This is a genomic window from Dietzia sp. Alg238-R159, from assembly GCF_900537145.1.
GTDB lineage: Bacteria > Actinomycetota > Actinomycetes > Mycobacteriales > Mycobacteriaceae > Dietzia > Dietzia kunjamensis.
Window position 1 is genome coordinate 297,996 of sequence record NZ_UNRI01000001.1, and the last position, 24,553, is coordinate 322,548.

The following is a 24,553-nucleotide window of genomic DNA, read 5'->3' on the forward strand; positions in this document are numbered from 1 at the left end:
CCGGGTCAGTCCCAGCTCAGTCCGCCGCGGCGCCACTCGTAGGCGTAGGCGACGGAGACGTTGAACACGAACAGGGCCATCGCGGCCAGCCCGAACACGCCGAGTTGGTCGAAGTGGACGGCCCACGGATAGAGGAAGAGGATCTCGATGCCGAAGATGATGAACAGCATCGCGGTGAGGTAGTACTTCACCGGGAAGCGGCCGCCGCCCGCCGGCTGCGGCGTGGGCTGGATGCCGCACTCGTAGGCCTCGAGCTTGGCGCGGTTGAACCGGCTGGGCCCCGCGAAGGAGGACACGCCCGAGGAGAAGACGGCGAAGGCGACGGCCAGGGCCCCGAGTACCAGGATGGGCACGTATTCGTTCACGTCGGCGTCACTCCTCGCGCTTGTGATGAGAAGCCGCCTGTAGGCGGGCCTCTACTGCAACCGCAGGGGGTTCGAGCGACCGGCGCTGATGGGGTCCGGTCGTCCGTCTCCCCGGCGGGCCGTTCACTGTGCGGCCCGCAACTGTGACTCTACTCACACTGTGTTGACGTGCGTCGGGGGTTCGGACAGATGGCGTCTCGGTCGTGCTCCGCGGGCGGGGGGAAGAGTGCGCGCGGCCGCGGGGGCCGGTGTCAGGCGGGGGCGAGGAGCCCGTTCACCGCGTCGCGCAGGCGCAGCGGGTCGATCGGGTGGGGGACCGATGCGTCCGCGCGGGACCAGTCGGCGAGCCAGCGGTCGTCCGCCCGGCCGATGAGGACGAGCACCGGCGGGCAGCGGCCGAGCTCGTCCCGCAGCTGCTTGGCCAGGCCGAGTCCGCCGGTGGGCGTCGCCTCGCCGTCGAGGATCGCGAGGTCGACCCCGCCCGCGTCGAGGTGTTCGAGGGCGACCGGGGCCGTGGCGACCTCGAGGTACGTCAGCCGGGGCAGGTCCGGGTGCGGGCGGGTGCCGAGGGCGGACATCACGCGGCTGCGGGTGGCGGCGTCGTGGCTGTAGACGAGCACCCGCAGGGCGACGTCGTCGTCAACGGTCCGGCCGCCCGTGGTCTCGGTCACGATCGCGAGCCTACCGAGCGTGGGTGGTCGCGGGAGCGAGAGCGGGCCTCCGGTCGGCCCGGGCGTGGCTGAAATGAGCGACGCGGCCCGGGCTCGAGAGCTCCGGGCCGCGTCTGCGGCGGAGGATAGGGGATTTGAACCCCTGAGGGGCTATAAACCCCAACCCGCGTTCCAGGCGAGCGCCATAGGCCACTAGGCGAATCCTCCGGGGAGGACAATACCCAGGACGCGCAAGCAGAGGCAAACCGCGGGGCCGAGCGGCCTCGGATCGCGGCCCGGGAGGCGGGTGGGGTGCGGCGCGGGAGGCGGGGCGGTTAGACTCGTCCGTGGACCCCGCGCGGCGTCCATCCTGTGAACTCCCCCAGGGCCGGAAGGCAGCAAGGGTCAGCGGGCTCTGGCGGGTGCGCGGGGTCCCCTTATGTCTTGGGACATGTCTTAGGGCACCAACACCGAAGTTGTCGATCCCGCCGGAGGCCACAGTGGCACTGTCCGATCTCCCCGCCGACGAACTCGCCCGACTCGAGTCGCAACTGGCCGCCGAGTACGACGCGCTGGCCGACAAGGGCCTGGCCCTGGACCTGACTCGCGGAAAGCCCTCGCCCGAACAGCTGGACCTGTCCGAGCGGCTGCTGTCGCTGCCGGGGGAGGGCGACCACGCGGCGGGTAAGACCGACGTCCGCAATTACGGCGGCGGGGCGGGACTGCCGGAACTGCGGTCGATCATCGCCGAGCTGCTCGGGGTGGAGACCGACCGCGTGATCGCCCAGGACAACGCGAGCCTGTCGATCATGTACGACCTGCTGACGTTCTCCATGCTCTTCGGCACGCCCGACTCCCAGCGTGCGTGGAAGGACGAGCCGGTCCTGCGCTGGCTGTGCCCGGTGCCCGGTTACGACCGCCACTTCAACATCACCGAGGCGCTGGGCATCGAGATGATCCCGGTGCCGCTGGGGCCGACCGGTCCGGACATGGACGAGGTCGAGCGTCTCGTGTCGAACGACCCGTCCATCAAGGGCATGTGGTGCGTTCCGATCTTCGCCAACCCGACCGGCGCGGTGTACGACGACCACACCGTGTCCCGCCTCGCGCGCATGGCGACCGCCGCCCCGGACTTCCGGATCGTCTGGGACAACGCCTACGTGGTCCACACGCTCACCGAGGATTTCCCCAAGGTCCCGGACGTCGACACGCTGGCCGCCGAGGCGGGTCACCCCAACCGCTTCTGGCAGGTGTGCTCGACCTCCAAGATCACCTTCGCCGGCGCGGGTGTGTCGTTCTTCTCCGCCTCGCGGGCCAATCTCGACTGGTACCTCGGCCACACCTCCGTGCGCTCCATCGGGCCGAACAAGGTCAACCAGCTCGCGCACGCCCGATTCTTCGGCGACGCCGACGGGGTACGCGCCCACATGCTCCGCCACCGCGAGGTCATCGCGCCGAAGTTCGAGGCCGCCGCCGCGGCCCTGGCCCACCGGCTCGGCGAGTACGACGTGGCCCGCTGGACCCGGCCCGAGGGTGGGTACTTCATCGACCTCGAGGTGGTCGACGGGACCGCCACCGAGACCGTCCGCCTGGCCAAGGAGGCCGGGGTGGCCCTCACGCCGGCCGGGTCCGCGTACCCGTACGGCAAGGATCCCGAGGATCGTCACATCCGTCTGGCGCCCACGCTCCCGCCGCTGGCCGAGGTCGAGACCGCCATGGATGTCGTGGGCCTGTGCGCTCTTCTCGCGGCCTGCCGGGGGGCGCTCGCCGACTGAGCGATCGCTCGGCTCGGGCGGCGTGTAACAACTGCGTCATCTGCGTTAACGGCGGCCATTAACGGACCGCGCTCCCGATCTCGCCTCTTCATCCCCGGGAATCGTCAGGTGACCAGCACGTCTGCCTGTCCGTGATCTCCGCCACATTCCCAAAGTGTGAATGTGTAAGTCCGTAGCTTAGGTAACCCTGTCACCTGCATGAATGTAATTCGCCGGGCCTGTTGAGCAAGTGTCAATGCAAGTGTGGTCTTGTCCGGGCCAGTCCCGTCTGGTTGTATCGGAGTTGTCCGAGCTAGAGGGATGCGGACACCGGAGACAGCTGAGGGGCTGTGAGGGGCCGGTGTCCGATATCGGTTCGGGAACCGTGCTGCGGGGGTCTGAGGGGGCCCGATCCGCGCGCGAGGGACGTCGGGAGGGGCTGCGTATGACGCGGCCCCTCCGGTCATTTCGGCCCATCCCGGATCACGCGTGATCGCCTTCGGAAGCGGAAGTCCTCGTCGTCGTACCCCCTGGGTACCCTCTAGGCGTGGCTCTCTATCGGAAGTACCGCCCCGCCTCCTTCGCCGAGGTCGTGGGCCAGGAGCACGTCACCGAACCGCTCTCGGTGGCGTTGTCCTCCGGTCGTATCAACCACGCCTACCTCTTCTCCGGCCCGCGCGGCTGCGGCAAGACCTCGTCCGCCCGCATCCTCGCCCGCTCGCTCAACTGCGTGCAGGGGCCCACCGCCGACCCGTGCGGCGAATGCGATTCGTGCGTGGCGCTGGCGCCCGGCGGCCACGGGACCCTCGACGTCACCGAGCTCGACGCGGCCAGCCACGGCGGTGTCGATGACACGCGTGATCTGCGCGAGCGGGCGTTCTTCGCGCCGGCGTCCTCGCGGTACCGGGTGCTCATCATCGACGAGGCCCACATGGTCACCAACGCGGGCTTCAACGCGCTGCTGAAGATCGTGGAGGAGCCGCCGGAGCACCTCATCTTCATCTTCGCCACCACCGAGCCGGAGAAGGTGTTGCCCACCATCCGCTCGCGCACGCACCACTACCCCTTCCGGCTGCTCACGCCCACGTCGATGCGCGGGCTGCTCGAGCGGATCTGCGAGCAGGAGGGTGTGCAGGTCGAGCCGACCGTGTTCCCGCTGGTCATCCGGTCCGGTGGGGGATCGCCGCGTGACACGCTCAGTGTGCTGGACCAGCTCATGGCCGGCGCCGGTGACGAGGGCATCACCTACCCGCGCGCGGTGAGCCTGCTGGGGGCGACCGAGGTCGCGCTCATCGACGACACGGTGGATTCGCTGGCCGCCGGCGACGGGGCCACGCTGTTCCGGACCGTCGACAAGGTTGTCGAGGCCGGGCACGACCCGCGTCGGTTCGCCGCCGATCTGCTGCAGCGGCTGCGCGACCTCATCATGGTGCAGTCCGTGCCGCAGGCGATCGAGCGTGGGCTCGTCGACGCGCCGGTGGAGCAGGCCGAGACCATGCGGCGTCAGGCCGAGAACATCGGGCCCGCCACTCTCGCTCGCTGCGCCGACATGGTGCACGAGGGGATGGGGTCGATGCGCGGCGCCACCTCGCCGCGGCTGTTGTTGGAGATCCTCTGCGCCAAGCTGCTCCTGCCCTCGGCGGACGACTCCATGATCGCGCTGCTGCAGCGTGTCGAGTCGCTCGAGTCGGGCGCCGTGCGGCCGGCCGCCGCGGCGGGTGCCGTCGGTGGCGGTGGATCCGCACCGGGAGGGTCGCCTCGGGGAGACGACGACGAGCCCCGCCCCGGCACCGCCGGCGGGCCGGGGCCGCAGGCTGCCGGCCAGTCCGAGGGGCGGCCCAAGTTCGTGCGCCGGTCGCAGCAGCAGGCCGCGCCCGCCGCAGAGCAGCCGGCGCCGCAGACCCCCGCGCCGGCGGGCCAGGGTGCGCCCCCGGCTGCGGCTCCGGCTGCAGCTGCGCCTTCAACTCCGCCTCCGCCTCCGACTCCGACGCCGGCTTCGACTCCGACTCCGCCTCAGGCGTCCGCGCCAGAGCCGCCGCACGCCGCCGCCGAACCCGCGCCGAGCCGACCCGCCGCGCCGACTGAGCCCTCAGCGCCGACTGGGAACACAGCGCCGAACCAGCCCGCCGTGGCAGACGACCCCGCCGCCCCGGCCGTGCCCGCCGGGTCCGTCGCGGAGCAGATCGCGGCAAACCAGATTCCCGAGTCGGAGTCCCCGCATCACACTCAGTCGCGGCAGTCGGCACAGCCCCCGCAGTCGGCCCAACCGCCGACCTCCGAGCAGCAACCCGTAGGTGACGTACTGCCCGGGCCGGCATCCGAGCCCGCCGCAGGTCCCGACACGCCGACCGCCGCGCCGTCCGCTCCCGCCGCTCATCCCGGCACGGCGATCACAGCGCCAGCCGCCGAAGCGGGCGCTCCGGAGCCTGCGCAGGAAGCCTCGGCCGGCGCCGACTCGACTCCTACCGCCGCGTCGGACCCACCCGCACCCGCGCCGGCGCAGACCGACGACCCGTGGCGCGAACAGCCCGCAACCGCGACCGAGCCGTCCGCACCGGTACCGCCAACATCGGATCCGGAGCAGTCGGCGCCCGAGCCGGACCCGGAGACACAGCCCGTGGCGGCGTCCGCGCCCGCGGCTGCCGCCCCCGGGATCGAGGCCGAGGACATCCGCCGGGCCTGGCCCGCCATCCGCGACGCCGTCCGCACCCGCACCCGCACCGTGGAGGTCATGCTCGCCGGCGCGACGGTCGCCGGGGTGGACGGCCGGGTGATCCACCTGGTGCACGACTACGCGCCGCTGGCCAAGCGACTCTCGCAGCCGCACAACGCCACCGCCATCACCGACTCGATCACCGAGGTCGTGGGCGGCGACTGGACCATCCGCTGCACGTCGGGCTCCGCGTCCGCGGCAGCCGGGGACGCCGCGGCTCCCGCCGACGCGTCTCCTCCAGCACCCGGACGGGGATCCGCCGCGGGCCCTACTGACGCCCCCGGCACGCCCCAACAGGGCGAGCCGCGGGGCTGGGAGCGTCGCCTGCGCGGGGCGGACGCGGGGCAGGGCCAGGGCGGCGGTCGCTCGGGCGGCGGGTACGACGACATCCCGCCGCCGCCCGAGGAGCCGGAGCCGGAACCGGAACCGGGCGAGCCCAACAGTCCGCCCCCGCAGCCGGTCAGCGAGGAGGAGATGGTGGACGAGGCCCGCAGCGGCCCCCAGAACCTCGATCACCGGACCGGCGAGGACATCGCGTTGGCCCTGCTCAAGGAGCACCTCGGGGCCCGCCCGCTCGAGCGCTGACCCACCCGCCCCGCCGCGCGCCGGGGCACGGTGTCCTACCGGACGGTTACGCTGGGAACCGACCGACCGGGGCCGCCCCGGCAGGGTCAGGCCTGAACACCAGCCATGAACTCAGCACTGCCCCGCACACCGCCGAAAGGACCCCGCCATGCAGCCCGGACCCGACATGAACGCCCTGCTCCAGCAGGCACAGCAGATGCAGGCCCAGCTCGCCGAGGCGCAGCAGGAGATCGCCGCGAGCACCGTCGACGGTCAGGCAGGCGGCGGACTCGTCACCGTCTCCATGCGTGGCACCGGTGAGGTCACCGGCGTCACGATCGACCCGAAGGTCGTCGACCCCGAGGACATCGAGACGCTGCAGGACCTCCTCGTGGGCGCGTTCGGCGACGCCCACACCAAGGTGCAGGAGCTCGCCGAGTCCCGTCTCGGCCCGCTGGCCTCCGGTGGCGGCCTCGGCGACATGATGGGCGGACTGGGAATGTGAGCCCGCGGGGCCCGGCACGTTCCGGGCCCCGCCACCGGGTTCCGACCAGGAATCGGACCCGCCACCCGTCGACGCAGCCGTCGTCGGGACAGCAAGAGCACAGGAAAGCGCGATGTACGAGGGACCGGTCCAGAACCTGATCGACGAGTTCGGCAAGCTGCCGGGCATCGGTCCGAAGTCTGCGCAACGCCTGGCCTTCCACCTGCTGCAGGCCGAGCCCGACTCCGTCGAACGCCTCCGCTCCGCGCTGCAGGCCGTGGTCGAGGGCGTCACCTACTGCGAGGTCTGCGGGACCGTCGCGGCGGCCGAGCGTTGCCGTATCTGCTCGGACCCGCGCCGCGACCCCACGCTCATCTGCGTGGTCGAGGAGCCCAAGGACATCGAGGCCATCGAGCGCACCCGGGAGTTCCGCGGGCTCTACCACGTGCTCGGCGGGGCGCTCGACCCCATCAACGGCATCGGACCCAACGAGCTGCGCATCGCCGGCCTGATGCGGCGGGTCGGCGGGGAGGCCGAGGGCGAGGAGATCGCCGAGATCATCATCGCGACCGATCCCAACACCACGGGCGAGGCCACCAGCACTTACCTGGCCCGTCTGCTGCGGCCATTCCCCGATCTCGTGGTGAGCCGCCTGGCGTCCGGCCTGCCGATGGGCGCCGACCTGGAGTTCGCCGACGAGCTCACCCTCGGCAGCGCACTGTCGGGGCGCCGCATCCTCTCGGGCGGGCCCGCCCAGGCCCCCCGGTCGGGCGGCGTGCTGCGCCCCGAGCAGATCGACCCCGCGCAGCCCGCCGTACCCGCGCCGAACTCGGCGCCCGCCCAGGACACCCCGCCTGCCCCGGACGCGTGGGCCCCGGCCCCGGCCGACCCCGCACCGAGCCCGGAGATCGGCTACCCGGGCGCGGAGTCAGAGTCCGAACAGCCTCGCGGCGTTTCCGTGCCACACCGCCCGTAGCCAGTCGTCGCCCATCCCGAGCCCGGCGAGGGCCTCGAGCTGGTGCGCGTACGGGTACGGGATGTTCGGGAAGTCCGTCCCCAACAGAACCTTGTGGCCCAGATCGGCCAGGCGACCGCGCTCGTCCTCTGGAAACGGCATGGTCTCCTCGACGAAGTCCGTGAACGCCATCGTGGTGTCGAGGTAGACGTTCTGGTACCGCTCGGCCAGATCGAGGAACTCCGGGTACTCGCCCATGCCCATGTGGGCGACGATCAGCGGCAGCTCAGGGAACTGCTCGAGCACCGCAGACACCGGCTCAGGTCCGGTGAACTCGCCCGCCACGGGCCCGGACCCGCAGTGGATGACCGTGGGCACCTGCGCCTCGGACAGCACACCCCACACCGGTTCCAACAGCGGGTCACGGGGGTCGTACTCGCCCACCTGGATGTGCGACTTGAACACCCGTGCCCCGGCATCGACGGCATCCCGGACGTAGTCGGCCGCCGCCGGCTCGGGATAGAAGGTCGCCGTGTGCAGACAATCCGGGTGCCGGGAGGCGAACTCCGCGGCCCACGCGTTGAGCCAGGCCCCCATCTCGGGCTTGTGCGGGTACAGCATGGACGAGAACGCCAGCACCCCGTACGAGCGCAGCCGCTCGACCCGCTCGTCCTCGGCCTCCCGGTACGTGATGGGCCAGGGACGCCCGATCTTGGGGCCGGCGGCGTCGAAGTAGTTCCACACCTTGTCCATGACCCGCGTCGGCATGAAATGGGTGTGCACGTCGATGACCCCCGGCAGCCCCAGCGGCTCCCACAACGCGCGGACCTGCGCTGCCTCGACGGCGGGATCGGGCGGGGACACGGTCCCGGTGAGGGTGGCGGCGCCGTGGTGTTCACACATGTCACCGAGGGTATGTCAGAGGCGCCGACCCGCAGGGCGATCGGGCGTCCACGGCCATCGCTACCCCCGGACGCAGACGACCTCCCGGTCACGACACGAATCCGCCCCTCGGTATGCGATCCGCCCGCGGGCGCCGCAGCGCGTATCAAAATTCGGAGGGCAGATCGAGGCGGCTCGGGGCAGATCGGAGGGCGGATCGCGAACCGGGGAGCAGATCGCGATCCGGCGAGCGGACCGCCGGACGGCTCAGCGGCGAGCGGCCGCGATCCGTTCGCGGCGCAGCTGCGCCACCGCGGGGACCTCGACCGGCGGCAGCGAGTCCACACCCAGCGCGCGGCACAGCAGCAGGTCGGCCAGCTCGGGATTGCGGGCCAGCGCCGGCCCGTGCATGTAGGTGGCGATGATCGACCCCTGCACCACGCCCTCGACCAGCCCGCCGGCCGGGACCTGCTGCCCGGCCGGGACGCCGTTGCCGACCCCGGAGGTCACGCGGCCCAGGGGGGCGGCGTCCGGGCCCAGGACGGTGGCGCCCATGTGGTTCTCGAAGCCCGTCAGCGGCTGCGTCAGGCCCGCGACCTGCGGCGCGACCACCAACTCGCCGATCGAGCGGGAGGCCTGCGGCGTCGTGGTGACGTCCAGCAGGCCGAGGCCGGGCGCACGGGATCCGTCAGAGACCACGAACCACTCGCCGAACACCTGCATCCCGGCACAGATCGCCAGGACCGGCGCGCCGCGCTCCACCGCTCGCTGCAACCCCGGCGACGCGGTCAGGTGCCGGGACGCGAGCTTCTGCGCCGCGTCCTCGCCACCGCCCACGGTGTAGAGGTCGCACGAGTCCGGGACCTCGTCCTCCAGGGTGATCCGCACGATCTCGGCGTCGTATCCGCGCCACCTCAGGCGCTGGCGCAGGACCAGCGAGTTGCCGTCGTCGCCGTACGTCCCCATGACGTCCGGCAGGACCAGGCCGATCCGCACGGTCGACTCGGAGGGCCGGGCCGAATCCGCGGCGACGGTGTCCAGCGGTGAGGCCGAGGCGCCGGCGTCGCGGCCCCCGGCGTTGCGCGGGTCGGGATTCGTCCCGGAACCGCCCGCGCCGGGGATCTCCGCGCCAGTGTTCTGCTCGCTCATCGCTGCTGCTCCTTCCGGTCGGCCCCGGCCCCGGTGCGGGGCCCGACAGCGGCGATCGCCCGCCCCAGATCGCGGAACGCGGTGTAGTTGGCCAGCACCTCCACGCGCCCGGGTGGGCAGCGGCGGATCGCGGTCAGCGGGTCCGGCTCCAGCTGGTGCTCGACCCCGGCGTAACTCAGCCGCACCGACAGGTCGGCGGCGCGCTCGCCCGAGGCGTACACGGTCACGCCCTCGAAGCTCTCGAAGCGCACGTCCCACAACCACGACAGGTCCACGCCGTCGGCGACCTGCCCGTTGACCGCGATCACCAGGCCGTCGGCGGAGGTGTCGATCATGCCGAGCGCCTCCTGCCAGCCGGCCGGGTTCTTGGCCAGCAGCAGGTGCGCGGCCCGCCCGTCCACGTCGACGGTCGAGTAGCGTCCGGCCACGTCGTCGACCTGCTCCACCGCCCGGACGGCGGCGGCGGGGTCGGCGCCCATCGCCACGGCGGCGGCGACGGCCTGCGCGGCGTTGCCCCGGTTGGCCCGCCCCGGGATGGCCAGAGTCATGGGGGCGCTGAACCCGTCGGGCCCGTGGATGGCCTCGTCGTCGACCCACCAGTCCGGTTCGGGCCGCTCGAACGTCCGGCCGTCGGGCAGCGTGCCCGCGGACCGCCACCGCACGGCCCCGGTGGAGTCCACTGTCCGCGAGATGGGTTCGCCGGTGCGCGGGCAGCTCACCGAGTCGCCCGCCCACGCGGACCCTGCGGCCACCCAGACCACGGACGGGTTGTCGTACGCCACGGAGGTGATCATCACGTCGTCGCAGTTCGCCACCACCGTCGCCTGCGGCTGCGCGGCCACCCCGGCCCGCAGCCGGCGCTCGATGGCGTTGATCTCCCCGACCCTGTCCAGCTGATCGCGGCTGAGGTTGAGCAGGACGATCGCCTCGGGCGCCGTGTTCTCCGCGACCGCGGGCGTGTGGAGCTCGTCGACCTCGATGGCGGCCAACCCGGCCACCCGGTCGGCCCCGAGAGCGGACACGATCCCGGCGTCCATGTTGTCGCCGTTCGCGTTCGAGGCGACCCGGCCCACCGTCGACAGGGCGGAGGCGACCATCCTCGTCGTCGTCGACTTGCCGTTGGTCCCCGTGACCAGCACGGTCTTCCGGCCCGCCGCGAGCTGGCGCATGAGGTCAGGATCGAGCTTCAGCGCCACCAGGCCGCCGATCATCCCGCCCGACCCGCGCCCCGACACCCGGGACGCCCAGGTCGCCAGCCGGGAGACGGCCACGGCCACCCGGCCGCGGGGGGTGAGTGCGGTGATCGCGGGGGAACTCATGCCGCAGAGTCTAGGCAGCGCGGCGTCCGGGCAGCACGGCCGCCTCAGAACCGCACCGCACCGCCCAGCGCGTAGCGGCCGCTCGCGGTGTTCACCACGGTGTGAACGCCGTGACCTGCGACGGTGACGGCCGGGATGTCGGAGGGGTCTGGGACGATGGTGGGCATGGCAGGTTGGGTGGTGGTGGACGTCGAGACGTCGGGGATGACGCCGGCGGTCGACCGTGTGTTGTCGGTGGCCGCGGTGGTGATCGACGACGACGGCGAGGTGGTCGAGGAGTTCACGACCCTGCTCAATCCGGGCGTCGACCCGGGGCCGGTCCACGTGCACGGCCTCACACCGGCACTCCTCGCGGGCAAACCACGCTTCCCGGACGTGGCCGCGGAGTTGGACCGGGTGCTCGACGGGAGGACGGTCGTCGCCCACAACGCCGCCTTCGACGCGTCGTTCCTCGCGGCCGAGGCCCGCCGGGCAGGACTCCCGGCGCCGCTCGAGCGGTTCCTGTGCACCCTGGACTTCGCCGGTCGGCTGCACCTGTCCACCGCCGACCTCAAACTGTCGACGCTCGCCGCCCACTTCGGGGTGGAGCAGCGGGCCGCGCACGACGCCCACGATGACGCCCTCGTGTTGGCCGGGGTGTTCGCCGGACTGCTCGAGGTGGCCGGGGGCAAGGACGTGCAGCCGAAGCTGCGCGAGCTCGACGCGATGGTGGCGCATCCCGAGACCGGTTACCTCGTGTCCACGGTGTGGGCGGAGGCCCTCGCCGCCCCCAGGCTGTGGCGGCCGGCCGGGCGGCTCAAGCGCGGCGGCGGGCTGGTGCAGGGCATGGAGGTGGTCTTCACCCAGGACGTGGACCGCGATCCGGAGGAGATCGCCGGCCTCGTCGTCGACTCCGGTCTCTACGTCGCCGACCGCATCTCGTCCCGCACGTCCCTCGCAGTGTGCGACGCACCGGGTGCCGTGCGGGGTCGGACCGCGTTCGCCCGCAAGAAGGGGCTCGAGCTTGTGCCGTACGCGCGGTTCGAGGAGATGCTCGCCGCCGTCGCCCCCGGACGGCCCGTCGCCGGGGCCCAGGCCGTGGACAGTGCGCAGGGGGCGCTCTTCTGACCCCGCGCTCCGCGCTGCTCGGCGCCCGCGTTCCGCGCCTCCAGACCCCCGCGTTCCGCATCGTGGGGCGCTGGCCCGAGGCGGCGCGGCGGAACTGACATGATGGGCGACGGCCACCGTCGTCGACCACAGGAGTACCGCAAGTGCCCGCACCCCAGAACGCCGCCGCCCGTGAGGTCTACGAGAAGGAACGCGCCCACGTCCTGACCCCGTGGTCGGCCTGGGGTTCGAGCGACCCGATGGTCGTCACCGCGGCCGAGGGCTGCCACCTCACCGACGGGGACGGCAACCGGCTGCTCGACTTCACCTCGCAGCTGGTCAACACCAACATCGGCCATCAGCACCCGGTGGTCGTCAAGGCCATCCAGGACCAGGCCGCCGAGCTGTGCACCATCAATCCGGCACACGCCAACGCCGCCCGCGCCGAGGCGGCCCGCCTCGTCGCCGAGGTCGCGCCCGCCGGGATGAACCGCGTGTTCTTCACCAACGCCGGCACCGAGGCCGTCGAGCACGCCGTCCGCATGGCCCGCCGCCACACCGGCCGCCACAAGACCCTGTCGGCGTTCCGCAGCTACCACGGCGCCACCACCACCTCGATGAACCTCACCGGTGACACCCGCCGCTGGGCCAACGACATGGGCAACACCGGCGCCGTGCACTTCCACGCCCCGTTCCTGTACCGCTCGCAGTTCTACGCCGAGAACGACAAGCAGGAATGCGACCGGGCGCTCGAGCACCTCGACTCGCTCATCGGCCTCGAGGGCCCCGACCACTTCGCCGCCCTCATCATCGAGTCGGTGCCCGGCACGGTCGGCATCATGGTGCCGCCCGCCGACTACCTGCGCGGTGTGCGCGAGATCTGCGACAAGTACGGGATCGTCATGATCTGCGACGAGGTCATGTCCGGCTTCGGCCGCACCGGCGAGTGGCTCGCCCTGGACCACTTCCGCTCCGGCGACGACGACTGGGCGCCCGATCTCATCACCTTCGCCAAGGGCTCGAACTCGGGTTACGTCCCGCTCGGCGGCGTCATCCTGCACGACCGCATCGCCGCCTCCTTCGAGACCACGCCCTACACCGGTGGCCTGACCTACGCCGGGCACCCGCTGGCCTGCGCCTCCGTGGTCGCGACGATCAACCTCATGCGCGACGAGAAGATCGTCGAGAACGCGAAGAAGATCGGCGAGGACGTCATCGGCCCGCGCCTGCGCGAGCTCGCCGAAAAGCACCCGTCGATCGGCGAGGTCCGCGGCCTCGGCGTGTTCTGGGCCGTGGAGATGGTGGCCGACCGCGAGACACGCGAGCCCCTCGCGCCCTACGGTGGATCATCGGAGGCCATGGCCCGCACGTTCGGTAAGGCAAAGTCCGACGGCCTGCTGCTGTTCATGAACTACAACCGATTCCATGTGGTGCCGCCGTGCATCATCACCCCGGACGAGGCCAACGAGGGCCTCGACATCTTCGACCGCGCACTCGACGTGGCCGACGAGTACGTGAGGAGCTGACCATTCGATGGCGCTGATATTGCGGCTGATCGTCAACGCCGTCGCCCTGTGGGTGGCGACGCTGATCGTGCCGGGCATCACCCTGCACGAGATCTCCGGGGCCGCAGCCTCTGGCGCCGGCGACATCGAGAACGAGGTGAACGTCCCCACCATCACGGCGCTGCTCGTCGTTGCGGTGGTGTTCACGCTGGTCAACGCGGTGATCAAACCGATCGTTCAGTTGCTGTCGCTGCCGCTGACGATCCTCACCCTTGGCCTGTTCCTGCTGGTGGTCAACGCGCTGATGCTCATGCTCACCGGCTGGATCACCACGACGTTCCAGCCCTTCGGGGCCGAGTACGTGGTGAGCGGGTTCTGGGCGGCGTTCTTCGGCGCGATCGTGATCGGCCTGGTCAACTGGGTGCTCGGCATGCTGGTCCCCAGCCGCGCCCGCGACTGAGCGGCGGCGGCCCGGCCCGGCCCAGCGCCGGCCGCCCGGGCGGGCACCCGCCGGGCCGGCACCCGCCCGCGACCGAGCGGCGGCGGCCGCCCGGGCGGGCACGCGCCGGGCCGGCACCCGCCCGCGACCGAGCGGCGGCGGCGGCTGAGCGGCGCCCGGGCGGGCACCCGCCCGCCGAGCAGAGGAATTCGCGCACCCGCTACTCGGGCGATGCAGTAGAAATCCTCTGCTTCGGCGGCGACGGCTACGCCGCGAGGGGCGGGCGGCCCCGCCCCGTTCAGGTCAGGAGCCGAACACCGCCGAGGAGACGGCGGTCGGGGCCCAACCCCGCGCTGCCTGGTCGCGGATGAACTGCATCTGCGGGTAGAACGAGTTGCCCGGGCAGGCGGTCCCGCCCCAGTCGCGGTGGCCCGACACGGCCATCATCGGCCGGGTGGCCCCACCCTGCGGGTTGCGGTAGGTAATGCCGGCGCGCGGGTTGATGCCGGTGGCGTTGCACAGGGCCCGGACGCAGTCGATGGCCGCGCCCACCGCGCGCGAGGTCGGCGGTGCACCGGTGAAGTCACCGAGCAGGCTGATGCCGATGTTGCCGTTGTTGAATCCGCCCACGTGGCCACCGGTGACGACCGGCGGTGCGATCCCGGCGACCGGCGGGAACTGGAAGACGGGGTTGCCGACGGGCGTTCCGCCGCGACCCTGGTAGATCCGGCCCTCGGGGTCGATGAGCAGGTGGTATCCGACGTCGCCCCAGCCCAGGGTGTTGGCGTGATAGTTGTAGATCGCCCGCACACTGGCCGCACGGTCCGGCCCGACCGGGGAGGCGGTGTGGTGGATCGTGATGGACTGCGCGGGGAAGTAGGAGGGGGCCCAGCGGAAGCCCCCGACATCGCCCGCACCCCACGCCGCGCGCGGGATGACCGGTAGGCCCGCCAGGCCGACGCTGCCGAGGCTGTAGTTGCGCGGGGTGCCGCGGCCGTCGTCGAACACGGTCGCCTCGGCCCCCGCGGGCGCATCGACCTCGTACCCCACGGCACCATCGGGCGCGCCGACGAGTTCGGAGGCGGGCGTGCTGCCGGCGTCCGGGGCGGAGTCCATCCCCTCGAGCGGAAGCCAGTCACCGACCGAGCCGTCGGGGAATGCGAAGCGGATCCGGCCGACGATCTCCTCGGCACTGGGGAACGTCACGCCGACGTAGCCGAGAGGGCCGTTGGGCTGGATCATCCCGCTGCCGGTCGAGACCGACTGCATGAGGTCCTGGGCGACGCCGAGCGAGCCGGTGGTGAAGGGATTGGCCCCGGCGACGGGACCTCGGACGGTGGAGGCGACGGCGGCGCCCACGCCGACGGATGCGGCTGTGAGAAATCCACGGCGTGTCACGGACATACGGGCTCCAGACTGAGGTTTGCGAAGGGCCGACCCATACCTATCGGCGCGGCCCGCCGCTACATTACGCGCTTGACGTGACCGAATCGAGACCCTCGTTACCGGAGGGATATCTGAGGGTGATGTGACTGATGTGGCGGCGTACGCCCGGACGATGAGACCAAACGGCTTGTGCCGCCCCACGATTCGGGCGGCCACGACGTGCGACGAGAAGACCGTTCCGCGCACTCACCTCTCGGGCGATGTGCGCGGAACGGTCTTGTCGATGTCCGGTCGGCCCGCCCACCCGGGCGGCGGGCCAGCCGACGTCAGCCGGTCAGGGGGCCCAGGTGCGGGCGCCCTCGACCGAACCGACGGCCTCGGCGCCCTCGGCCTCATCGGCGTAGGCGCGGTTCACGGCGGAGACCACGGCGCGCAGGGAGGCGGTGGTGATGGAACCGGCCCGCCCGACACCCCAGAAGACCCGGTTACCGAACTGCACCTCGACGTACGCGGCCGCGGTGGCGTCATCCCCGGACGTCATCGCATGCTCCGAGTAGTCGAGGATGCGTACCTCGTCGTCGAACATCTCGTTCAGGGCGGCGACGAACGCGGCGAGGGGTCCGTTCCCGGACCCCGCCAGCTCACGGGTCTCGCCCTTCCACTTGATGACGGCCTCGATGGCGTCCTCGCCGTCATCGGTCTCGGCGGGCACGAGGTGCTGCGACATGCGCTCCATGGGCGAGACGCGGTCCAGGTACTCCAGCGAGAAGATGTCCCACATCGCCTTGGGGGTGACCTCGCCGCCCTCGGAGTCGGTGACGTTCTGGACGAGTTGCGAGAACTCCATCTGCAGGCGCCGCGGCAGCTGCAGGCCGTAGTCGCTCTTCATGATGTAGGCGACGCCGCCCTTGCCGGACTGCGAGTTCACGCGGATGACGGCCTCGTAGGTGCGGCCCTCGTCCTTGGGGTCGACGGGCAGGTAGGGGACCTCCCACGTGATGTCGGTGATGTCCTCGCCGCGGGTGCCGGCCTCGGCCTGCAGGGCGTCGAAGCCCTTGTTGATGGCGTCCTGGTGCGAGCCGGAGAACGCGGTGAAGACCAGATCGCCGCCGTAGGGGTGGCGCTCGGGCACGCGCAGCTGGTTGGCGTACTCGACGGTGCGACGGATCTCGTCCATGTCGGAGAAGTTGATCTGCGGGTCGACGCCGCGGGTGAGCAGGTTCATGCCCAGCGTCACCAGGCAGACGTTGCCGGTGCGCTCGCCGTTGCCGAACAGGCAGCCCTCGATGCGGTCGGCGCCGGCCTGGTAGCCCAGCTCGGCGGCAGCGACGCCGGTGCCGCGGTCGTTGTGCGGGTGCAGCGACAGGATGGTCGACTCGCGGTTCGCCAGGTTGCGGTGCATCCACTCGATCTGGTCGGCGTACACGTTGGGCGTGGCCATCTCGACGGTCGCCGGCAGGTTGAGGATGATCGGGTTCTCGGGGGTGGCGCCGACGACCTCGGTGACGGCGTCGCACACCTCCTTGGAGAACGCCAGCTCGGTGCCGGTGAAGGACTCGGGCGAGTACTCCCAGCGCCAGTTGGTGTCGGGGTAGTCGCGCGCGATCGTGGTGACCAGCTCGGCGGCGTCGGTGGCGATCTTCTTGATGGCGTCGCGGTCCTTACGGAAGACCACCTTGCGCTGCAGGATCGACGTCGAGTTGTAGAAGTGCACGATCACGTCGGACGCGCCCTCGCACGCCTCGAACGTGCGACGGATGAGGTCCTCGCGGCACTGGACCAGCACCTGGATGGTGACGTCTTCGGGGATCGCGTCGTCCTCGATGATCTCGCGGACGAAGTCGTAATCCGTCTGCGAGGCGGACGGGAAGCCGACCTCGATCTCCTTGTAGCCCATGCGGACGAGCAGGTCGAACATGCGGCGCTTGCGCGCGGGGCTCATGGGGTCGATCAGGGCCTGGTTGCCGTCGCGCAGGTCCACGGCGCACCACTGGGGGGCGTGGGTGATGATCTTGTCCGGCCAGGTGCGGTCGGGCAGGGAGACGTCCTCGACCTCCTCGGCGAACGGCCGGTACCGGTGCGCCGGCATGGAGGAGCCGCGCTGCTTGTTCCACGACGGCTGGTCGGGGCGGCCGGGCTTGGAGGGGGGAGTCAGGGTCGACGACGACGAGACGAAGGCATCAGCGGGATTCATTGCAGTGGCTCAACTTCCTAGGGGGGCGATCGGCAGGGATCGGACCGGCGCGACGAGATCCCGCGACGGGGAGCCGGTCCGTCTCAGCGGGCCCCGCCGCGGCACCCAAGAAGGAGCACGCGCTGCATGCGGGTCATCATACACATCCCTGCGGGCCGTCACGGAATCGGAATGACGAACGTCGAGGACTCGGCTGTGGTCCCTTCGGGCGGTACCGACGGCGGGTCCTGGGTGAGCTCGTCGGGCACCTGCATGGACCCCCACACCTTGCTGCAGCCGGCCTCCTCGGCCACCTCCACCGCCTTCTCGACGAGTTTGTGGGCGATGCCCCGGCCGCGCAGGTCCTCACGGACCCGGATGCCGTAGACGAACAGGTCGGGGCTGGCGCCGAGGTGTCCGGTCTCCACCGCGACGAGCATCGCGACCGGCACCTCGTCCTGCAGCGCCAGCACGAGCAGGTTGGAACCTCGGTCGAGGAAGTCCGTGGTCCATTCCGGGGTGGGCGGGGTGCTGAGCAGGTCACCCGCGGACAGCACGAGGTCAACATCCGCGCGCGCGGCGCGGCGGATGACGAGCTCCGGCGGGGTCATCTGTCCAGTGTGGCAAAAATCGAGGGGGTTCGGCATCGCCGACTGCCCTGGGTCATCGGTTGGCGATCATCCAGTCGATCCAGCCGTTCTGGGCGGGGATCGATTCGTACCGGGCCGGGTTGGTGCCGTCGGGCTGCCGGCGGTCGTGGTCGGAGCCGGAGTGGACGCCCACCAGTCGGTCGCCCTGGAAGACGGGTCCGCCGGAGTCTCCGTACCCGTATCCGCCCTGGATGGTGTGGGAGCGGCCGATGCGTGAACCGGCTCGGGGTTCCATCCGGTCGAGGCGGGTGAGGCCCGTGCGGAGTTCGGGGGAGCGCAGGCCGCGGGGGGTGGTCTCGCCGAATCCGTGGAAGCGCAGGACGTCGCCCGGGGCGGGGTCGACCCCGGCGCGCCGCACGGCGGGCGACGGCGCGGGGTGGCGGAGCTTGAGGAGCATGAAGTCCCCGGCGGGGGCCTTGTAGACCGCCTCGGGGGCGTGGCGACCGAGGCTGCCGGTGTCGAGAGATCCGAATGCGCCGACGATGCTCGGGCTGGCCAGGGAGGCGGTCGCGGTGAAGCCGCCGGGAACGGTGGCGAGGTTGCCGAATCCGAGGGTGTACGCGTTGGGGTTCGTCGGCCCGCAGTGGGCGGCGGTGGCGACCCAGTGCGGGTGGATGACGACGCCGGAGCACGGCGCGCCGAGGACGCCGTCGAAGACGGTGATCTGCACGGCCCACGGGGCGGGGCCGGAGGGGGCGCCGTTCACTACCGCGCCGGCCGTGGGTGCCGCGACCGCGAGCGACGCGGCGACCGTGCCGGCGATGGCGGTGACCGCGGCGGCGAGTCGACCGGGCCAGGCGGTGCTGCTGTGGCGTGTGAGGCGCATGGGACTCAGCCTAGGCGATCGGAGGGATGGCGCGGGCCGGTCGGCGTGGGTCCTCATGGTGATGACGTCGTGGCGCGCGTCGGGCGCGTTACCGCCGACCCGACACGCCCGGGGCGCTACTTCGATGCCGATCGCGCTGCGTCGACGTCCTTGTGCGCGAGTCGCACCGTCGCGAGCACCATCACGGTGAGGGTGGCGCCGAGGAGCATGAGCGCGGCGCCGTCGACCGAGAACCACTCGCCCAGCACCACGACCCCCAGCCCGAGCGAGACGACCGGGGTGGTGACCGTGGAGGCGGGCACGGCCTGGTGCACGGCGCCGGCGGAGAACGACATCTGTTGCAGCGTCAGTGCGGCCACTGCGGCCACCCCCAGTCCGTACACCTCGCCGGTCGTGGCCACGGTGAGCAGTCCGCCGTCGTGGAACCGTTCGGCGACGCCCTTCGTCAACAGTGCGACGTAGGCGAACGCGGTGCCGCCGGCCACGCCCAGCAGGAGGGCACGGTTGCCGTTGGAGCGGCGGTTACGGGAGGCGGCGAGGAGGACGACGACGACGAGGAGTCCGCCCGCACACGCGAGTGCCCACTGCCACCAGGGCGGGTGGGCGTCCCCTCCGGTGGGCCGTCCGTAGATGACGAGCACCATCACGCATCCCGTCAGGACGTACCCCCAGAAGAGTTCGGTCTTGGTGACCCGTCGGCCGGTGACCCAGGCGCCGAGGGGGAGGGCGAAGGTCAGTGAGAGAACGGTGATCGTCTGGACGAGGATGAGCGATCCGAACGCGAGCGCGAGGCCCTGGAACGCGAATCCGGCGAGGCTGATGGCCATGCCGGTCCACCAGTACCGGCTGGCGAGCACGTTGAAGTGACCCTCGTGTCGACCCTTCGCGCGCTGGGGCGATCGGTGCCGCATGACGGTTCCGAATGCCTGGCTGAGGGCGGACGCGAGGGCGAGAATCACTGCCGCCCAGATTTCACTCATCCCTGATGAGTAAACACCTCCCGTAAAGTAGGTCTGCGGTAAGCCGATCAACACCGGAAGGGTGTGACCGCGTGGCACTCGTAGTGCAGAAGTACGGCGGCTCCTCCGTGGAGTCCGCAGAACGAATCCGTCGGGTGGCCGAACGGATCGTGGAGACCAAGAAGGCGGGCAACGACGTCGTGGTCGTGGCCTCGGCGATGGGCGACACGACCGACGAGCTACTCGATCTGGCCGATCAGGTCTGTCCCTCGCCTCCGCAGCGCGAGATGGACATGCTGTTGACCTCGGGGGAGCGCATCTCCAACGCGCTGCTCGCGATGGCCATCAGTTCGTTCGGGATGGAGGCCTATTCCTTCACCGGATCCCAGGCCGGGATCATCACCACGACCAGGCACGGCAACAGCCGCATCATCGACATCACCCCGGGGCGCGTCCGTGAGGCGCTGGACGAGGGCAAGATCGCCCTCGTCGCGGGCTTCCAGGGGGTGTCCCGAGAGACCCGCGACGTCACGACCCTGGGTCGCGGCGGGTCCGACACCACCGCGGTCGCGATGGCCTCGGCCCTGGGCGCGGACGTGTGCGAGATCTACTCGGACGTGGACGGCATCTACACCGCCGACCCCCGGATCGTGCCCGATGCCCGGAAGCTCGACACCATCTCGTACGAGGAGATGCTGGAGATGGCGGCCGTCGGGTCCAAGATCCTCAACCTGCGCAGTGTGGAGTTCGCCCGCCGCTACCACGTGCCGCTGCGCGTCCGCTCTTCGTATTCGACCAACCCGGGCACGCTCGTGGCCGGAAAAGTGGAGGACATCCCCGTGGAAGACGCAGTCCTGACCGGAGTCGCTCACGACGCCTCGGAGGCCAAGATCACGGTCGTAGGCATCCCCGACCAGCCGGGGTACGCGGCCAAGATCTTCCGCGTGGTGGCCGACGCCGAGATCAACATCGACATGGTCCTGCAGAACGTCTCCAAGGCGGAGGGCAAGACCGACATCACCTTCACCTGCCCCCGCGAGGTGGGTGCCAAGGCCGTTGAGGTCCTCTCGCAGGCCAAGGACGATCTGGGTATCGACCAGGTGCTCTACGACGACAACGTCGGCAAGGTCTCCCTCGTCGGCGCGGGCATGAAGTCGCACCCGGGCGTCACCGCGACGTTCTGCGAGTCGCTGTCCGAGGCCGGCATCAACATCGAGCTCATCTCGACCTCCGAGATCCGCATCTCGGCCCTGGTCCGGGAGGACGAGCTGCCCGACAGCGTCCGCGCGCTGCACACGGCGTTCGAGCTGGGCGGCGACGAGGAGGCGCAGGTCTACGCCGGCACCGGCCGCTGACCTGACCCTCGCCCGGCCCGCCCCAAGCCAGGCCGGCCCGGCGCCCGCGCACCCGGCGCCGGCGCACCCGGCGCCCGCCTGCGCACCCGGCGCCCCGCCGAGCAGAGGAATTCGCCTGTATCGCCCGAGTGGCTCAGTGCGAAATCCTCTGCTCGGCGATCACCCGCCGCGGCTCGTCGTCCGAATCGGTCGGTTCAGCCGCGAAAGCTCCCGTAGCCGCGGCGGTGGAGGGCTGCGCGCACGTGGGCCAGGATCTCGCCGGGGGTGCGGACGAGCGAGGTCGCGGTGACCACCTCGATGTACCAGCCGGCCGCCCGAAGCCGGTTCCGTCGGATCTCGTCCTTCGCCTGCTGCTCTTTCGTGCGATGGTCCCCTCCGTCGTATTCCACCGCCACCTTCAACTCCGGCCAGGCGATGTCCAGGCGATACCTGAACTCGGGCACCCGGTGCTGCAGGACGAATCCGGTCAGACCGTTCTCGAGTAGGAACAGCCGCGTCCGGGTTTCCCAGGGCGACTCGGCATCTGTGTCGACCTCCTCGAGCCTCTCGAGAACAGTCCGGCGACCGCGGACGCCGTGCATGTCCTCCACCAGGGCCGGTAGGCGGCTGATCGGTAGGACGCCCATGGTGGTGGAGGCGTCGAGCGCGCAGATGGCCTCGACGCGCGGTTCGCGACGAGCGATGTCGAACAAGACCCACTCGGGGCTGGCGATGCGGATGTCGGGGGAACGTCCCGACGTCAGCACGTGGATGTGCTCGGGCGGGATCCGGTACTGCCAGCCCGCCAGCCCGGGCCGTTCGATCCGCCGGCCCGGCGCCACCACATCGTCCGCGAACTCGCGCGGCGGGAAGTCGTGCCCATAGAGCGTGGCTGCGATCCACCCGGTCAACGTTGCGTCCGGGTAGAGCGTCATGAGCGCTTCGGCCCGTGCCCAGGCGTCGACGTGCACGTGGTTCCGGACCCACAGTCCGTGGTGCAGGCGGGTGTAACCGCGGTTCGTGACGCGGCTTCCGGTCAGGTGCCGCAGGTCGCGGGTGCGGATGGGGGCTGTGCGGATGGGGGCGGTGCGGGATTCTGCGCTCACGGACCGTGACTCTGCCAAGCGGACGTTGACTGGCAGGGGCGCAGAGCAGGGATCCGCGTCGACCTGTGGATGGGGCCGAGGGGTGTGGATAGCGATGCCACGGCCTCTGGCCCAGCACGTCGACCCCCTCGGCGAGCACCGCGGTCCTCGCCGAGAAGAGGAATTCGCGCAACGCCACTCGGCCGATACAGGCGAATTCCTCCGGACGGCGAGGCCGGACGGCGAGGCCGGGGGCGAGCGACCGGATGGCGGGGCGTGCCCCGCCGCCCGCGCTCCGCTCCCGGCCTCGCCTTGCGTGGTGTCTGTGCCCGAAGCGCGGCCGGGTGTGACGCACGCCGCTGTCCGAGCTGGGCGACCCCGGTAGGATGGGGTACTGCCGGTCGGTCGAGCGCAGGGCGGAGAACCCGTCCGCGGCGGGCCGGGACCAACCTTTCAGGAGTTGACCTTTTCGATGACCACTGTCGCCGTAGTCGGAGCCACGGGCCAGGTGGGGCGCGTCATGCGTGCCCTGCTGGAGGAGCGGGACTTCCCGGCTGACAAGGTCCGTTTCTTCGCGTCCGCCCGGTCCGCCGGCACCACGCTGCCGTTCCGCGGTGAGGACATCGTCGTCGAGGACACCGCCAACACGCCCGACGAGGAGCTGGAGGGGATCGATATCGCCCTGTTCTCCGCGGGCGGCACGATGTCGAAGGAGCAGGCCCCTCGGTTCGCCGCGGCCGGCGCCGTCGTCGTCGACAATTCCAGCGCGTGGCGCAAGGACCCCGACGTCCCGCTCGTCGTCTCCGAGGTGAACCCGGACGCGGCGAAGAACCCGCCCAAGGGCATCATCGCCAACCCCAACTGCACCACGATGGCCGCGATGCCGGTGCTCAAGGCGCTGCACGACGCGGCGGGCCTCAAGCGCCTGGTCGTGTCGACGTACCAGGCGGTCTCCGGCTCCGGGCTCGCCGGCGTGGACACGCTGAACGATCAGATCACCGGCAACGTCGGCGCGGGCCACGAGTTGGTGCACGACGGCTCGGCGCTGAAGACCGACGACCACGGGCCGTACGTCGCGCCGATCGCGTTCAACGTGCTGCCGCTCGCGGGTGGGCTCGTCGACGACGGGTCCGAGGAGACGGACGAGGAGCAGAAGCTGCGCAATGAGTCGCGCAAGATCCTCGACCTGCCGGAGCTGCGGGTGGCCGGCACCTGCGTGCGCGTGCCGGTGTTCACCGGTCACACGCTGAGCATCAACGCGGAGTTCGACAAAGACATCACGCCGGAGCAGGCGCGCGAGCTGCTGTCGAAGGCGCCGGGCGTCAAGGTCGTCGACGTGCCGACCCCGCTGGACGCGGCGGGCATCGACGAGTCGCTGGTGGGCCGCATCCGCCAGGACCAGTCGATCGAGGGCAACAAGGGCCTCAACCTCATGGTGGCGGGCGACAACCTCCGCAAGGGTGCGGCGCTCAACACCATCCAGATCGCGGAACTGCTGGTCAAGTAGCGCACCTGCTGGTCGGGTGGCCAGTCGCGGGCTGTGCTGGTCGGGAGTGCAGCCGGTCGGGAGTACGACGACGAGGCCCCGCAGTCGCACCCAGACGAGAGCCGCCGCCCGGTCACGCAGACCGGGCGGCGGCTCTTGTGCACAGGGCTCGCGAGGAGTTCGCTATCTCGGCGGTATGACCGTGGGTATACTTTCGGTATGTCCCACACGACGATCAAGGTGAGTCGCGACCTCCGGGATCTCCTGAAGAGGCAGGCCGCCGAGGAGCACCGCACGCTGGGCGATCATCTGGCGTATCTCGCCTCACTCGCCGAGAAGCAACGGCGGCTCGAGCGCCTGCGTGCGGAGATAGACGCGACATCGCCTGAGGATCTGGCGTCCTACCGCGAGGAGTCCGAGTGGTGGGAGCGGGCGCAGGATGCCTGACCCGACTCCCGGGGAGGTCGTATGGGTAGTCCGCGATCCCGTGGCGGGTCGTGAGCAGAGCGGTCGCCGGCCCGCGGTGGTGGTCTCGTCGCGCGCGCACATCTCCCTCGCCGATACTCTCGTGATGGTGGTGCCGGTGACGTCGGTGGATCGCGGATGGTCGAACCACGTCCTGCTCCGCGGAGACGTGTTCGACCGCGACTCTTGGGCGATGACCGAGCAGGTGCGCACCCTTTCGCGCCAGCGGGTTGTCGGCCATGCCGGCCAGGTGGATGCGGGGACCCTGGCAGACATTCGCCGGTGGATCCAGGATTTCCTCGACGAGTAGCGGTCGACCGCCGA

22 protein-coding genes, 1 tRNA gene, 1 other RNA gene and 1 pseudogene are annotated in these 24,553 nt (G+C 71.1%); 12 read left to right on the forward strand and 13 right to left on the reverse strand.

Annotated elements, in window-relative coordinates:
• Positions 1-5: 5 nt before the first annotated feature.
• The 3 genes from G6R20_RS01350 to G6R20_RS01360 all read right to left on the reverse strand — a co-directional run bounded on the left by G6R20_RS01350 (position 6) and on the right by G6R20_RS01360 (position 1,243).
• Positions 6-365 (reverse strand): NADH-quinone oxidoreductase subunit A, encoded by a 360-nt coding sequence (locus G6R20_RS01350; protein ID WP_067714630.1) that lies wholly within the window; start codon positions 363-365, stop codon positions 6-8.
• Positions 366-616: 251 nt separating this feature from the next.
• The gene (locus tag G6R20_RS01355) at positions 617-943 is read right to left on the reverse strand and encodes a hypothetical protein (RefSeq protein WP_240341262.1); all 327 of its coding nucleotides are present in this window, start codon (positions 941-943) and stop codon (positions 617-619) included.
• Positions 944-1,155: 212 nt separating this feature from the next.
• Positions 1,156-1,243: transfer RNA gene (locus tag G6R20_RS01360), tRNA-Ser, on the reverse strand.
• A gap of 118 nt (positions 1,244-1,361) precedes the next feature.
• On the opposite strand from G6R20_RS01360, the gene ffs reads away from it, so the two are divergent.
• From ffs to recR, 5 genes and pseudogenes are all read left to right on the forward strand, one after another.
• Positions 1,362-1,456, forward strand: an RNA gene (ffs, locus tag G6R20_RS01365) — signal recognition particle sRNA small type.
• 59 nt (positions 1,457-1,515) lie between these two features.
• A complete protein-coding gene (locus G6R20_RS01370) occupies positions 1,516-2,790 on the forward strand; it encodes an aminotransferase class I/II-fold pyridoxal phosphate-dependent enzyme (RefSeq protein WP_163375374.1) in 1,275 nt (424 codons plus the stop codon).
• Positions 2,791-3,316: 526 nt separating this feature from the next.
• Positions 3,317-6,067: a DNA polymerase III subunit gamma and tau gene (locus G6R20_RS01375; RefSeq protein ID WP_163375375.1), complete on the forward strand. Its 2,751-nt coding sequence runs from the start codon at positions 3,317-3,319 to the stop codon at positions 6,065-6,067.
• A gap of 148 nt (positions 6,068-6,215) precedes the next feature.
• Positions 6,216-6,551: a YbaB/EbfC family nucleoid-associated protein gene (locus G6R20_RS01380; protein WP_067714618.1), complete on the forward strand. Its 336-nt coding sequence runs from the start codon at positions 6,216-6,218 to the stop codon at positions 6,549-6,551.
• Between the two features lie 112 nt (positions 6,552-6,663).
• Positions 6,664-7,269 (forward strand): annotated as a pseudogene (gene recR / locus G6R20_RS01385) (recombination mediator RecR); the annotation flags it as partial.
• 189 nt (positions 7,270-7,458) lie between these two features.
• Here recR and G6R20_RS01390 read toward each other — a convergent pair.
• From G6R20_RS01390 to G6R20_RS18970, 4 genes are all read right to left on the reverse strand, one after another.
• Positions 7,459-8,388 carry an amidohydrolase family protein gene (locus G6R20_RS01390; protein WP_163375377.1) on the reverse strand — a complete coding sequence of 310 codons (930 nt, stop codon included), beginning with the start codon at positions 8,386-8,388 and terminating at the stop codon, positions 7,459-7,461.
• Positions 8,389-8,634: 246 nt separating this feature from the next.
• The gene (locus tag G6R20_RS01395; RefSeq protein ID WP_119193465.1) at positions 8,635-9,516 is read right to left on the reverse strand and encodes a glutamine amidotransferase; all 882 of its coding nucleotides are present in this window, start codon (positions 9,514-9,516) and stop codon (positions 8,635-8,637) included.
• Positions 9,513-10,835, reverse strand: coding sequence for a MurT ligase domain-containing protein (locus G6R20_RS01400; protein ID WP_163375378.1), 1,323 nt, complete (start codon positions 10,833-10,835; stop codon positions 9,513-9,515). The genes G6R20_RS01395 and G6R20_RS01400 overlap by 4 nt, the downstream gene beginning before the upstream one ends.
• A 44-nt stretch (positions 10,836-10,879) precedes the next feature.
• Positions 10,880-11,002: a hypothetical protein gene (locus G6R20_RS18970; RefSeq protein WP_256385628.1), complete on the reverse strand. Its 123-nt coding sequence runs from the start codon at positions 11,000-11,002 to the stop codon at positions 10,880-10,882.
• Here G6R20_RS18970 and G6R20_RS01405 point away from each other — a divergent pair.
• The 3 genes from G6R20_RS01405 (at position 11,001) to G6R20_RS01415 (ending at position 13,886) form a co-directional block, all read left to right on the forward strand.
• A complete protein-coding gene (locus G6R20_RS01405; protein ID WP_163375379.1) occupies positions 11,001-11,942 on the forward strand; it encodes an exonuclease domain-containing protein in 942 nt (313 codons plus the stop codon). The two genes, G6R20_RS18970 and G6R20_RS01405, sit on opposite strands and share 2 nt — an antisense overlap.
• Before the next feature lie 143 nt (positions 11,943-12,085).
• On the forward strand, positions 12,086-13,447 hold the full coding sequence (locus tag G6R20_RS01410; protein ID WP_163375380.1) for an aspartate aminotransferase family protein: 1,362 nt from the start codon (positions 12,086-12,088) through the stop codon (positions 13,445-13,447).
• Positions 13,448-13,454: 7 nt separating this feature from the next.
• Positions 13,455-13,886, forward strand: a complete 432-nt coding sequence (locus tag G6R20_RS01415) for a phage holin family protein (protein WP_069389444.1) — start codon at positions 13,455-13,457, stop codon at positions 13,884-13,886.
• A gap of 282 nt (positions 13,887-14,168) precedes the next feature.
• Here the strand turns inward: G6R20_RS01415 and G6R20_RS01420 are convergent, their stop codons facing one another.
• The 5 genes from G6R20_RS01420 to G6R20_RS01440 all read right to left on the reverse strand — a co-directional run bounded on the left by G6R20_RS01420 (position 14,169) and on the right by G6R20_RS01440 (position 19,880).
• A complete protein-coding gene (locus tag G6R20_RS01420) occupies positions 14,169-15,269 on the reverse strand; it encodes a peptidoglycan recognition family protein (RefSeq protein WP_163375381.1) in 1,101 nt (366 codons plus the stop codon).
• Positions 15,270-15,585: 316 nt separating this feature from the next.
• Entirely contained in the window at positions 15,586-17,445 is a 1,860-nt protein-coding gene (gene leuA, locus G6R20_RS01425; RefSeq protein ID WP_163375382.1) for a 2-isopropylmalate synthase, read from the reverse strand.
• 158 nt (positions 17,446-17,603) lie between these two features.
• The gene (locus tag G6R20_RS01430; protein WP_163375383.1) at positions 17,604-18,035 is read right to left on the reverse strand and encodes a GNAT family N-acetyltransferase; all 432 of its coding nucleotides are present in this window, start codon (positions 18,033-18,035) and stop codon (positions 17,604-17,606) included.
• Between the two features lie 52 nt (positions 18,036-18,087).
• A complete protein-coding gene (locus G6R20_RS01435; RefSeq protein ID WP_163375384.1) occupies positions 18,088-18,900 on the reverse strand; it encodes a trypsin-like serine protease in 813 nt (270 codons plus the stop codon).
• A gap of 116 nt (positions 18,901-19,016) precedes the next feature.
• Positions 19,017-19,880, reverse strand: a complete 864-nt coding sequence (locus G6R20_RS01440) for a DMT family transporter (protein WP_163375385.1) — start codon at positions 19,878-19,880, stop codon at positions 19,017-19,019.
• A 71-nt stretch (positions 19,881-19,951) separates the two neighbouring features.
• On the opposite strand from G6R20_RS01440, the gene G6R20_RS01445 reads away from it, so the two are divergent.
• Positions 19,952-21,214 carry an aspartate kinase gene (locus G6R20_RS01445; protein WP_163375386.1) on the forward strand — a complete coding sequence of 421 codons (1,263 nt, stop codon included), beginning with the start codon at positions 19,952-19,954 and terminating at the stop codon, positions 21,212-21,214.
• A gap of 194 nt (positions 21,215-21,408) precedes the next feature.
• On the opposite strand, the gene G6R20_RS01450 is transcribed toward G6R20_RS01445, so the two are convergent.
• On the reverse strand, positions 21,409-22,299 hold the full coding sequence (locus tag G6R20_RS01450; protein ID WP_240341222.1) for a DUF559 domain-containing protein: 891 nt from the start codon (positions 22,297-22,299) through the stop codon (positions 21,409-21,411).
• A gap of 451 nt (positions 22,300-22,750) precedes the next feature.
• Here G6R20_RS01450 and G6R20_RS01455 point away from each other — a divergent pair, with 451 nt between their 5' ends.
• The 3 genes from G6R20_RS01455 (at position 22,751) to G6R20_RS01465 (ending at position 24,539) form a co-directional block, all read left to right on the forward strand.
• Positions 22,751-23,785, forward strand: a complete 1,035-nt coding sequence (locus G6R20_RS01455; RefSeq protein ID WP_132063754.1) for an aspartate-semialdehyde dehydrogenase — start codon at positions 22,751-22,753, stop codon at positions 23,783-23,785.
• 198 nt (positions 23,786-23,983) lie between these two features.
• Complete coding sequence (locus tag G6R20_RS01460; protein WP_067714579.1) at positions 23,984-24,211, forward strand: hypothetical protein; 228 nt, start codon at positions 23,984-23,986, stop codon at positions 24,209-24,211.
• Entirely contained in the window at positions 24,204-24,539 is a 336-nt protein-coding gene (locus tag G6R20_RS01465) for a type II toxin-antitoxin system PemK/MazF family toxin (protein WP_163375387.1), read from the forward strand. The genes G6R20_RS01460 and G6R20_RS01465 overlap by 8 nt, the downstream gene beginning before the upstream one ends.
• Positions 24,540-24,553: the final 14 nt, after the last annotated feature.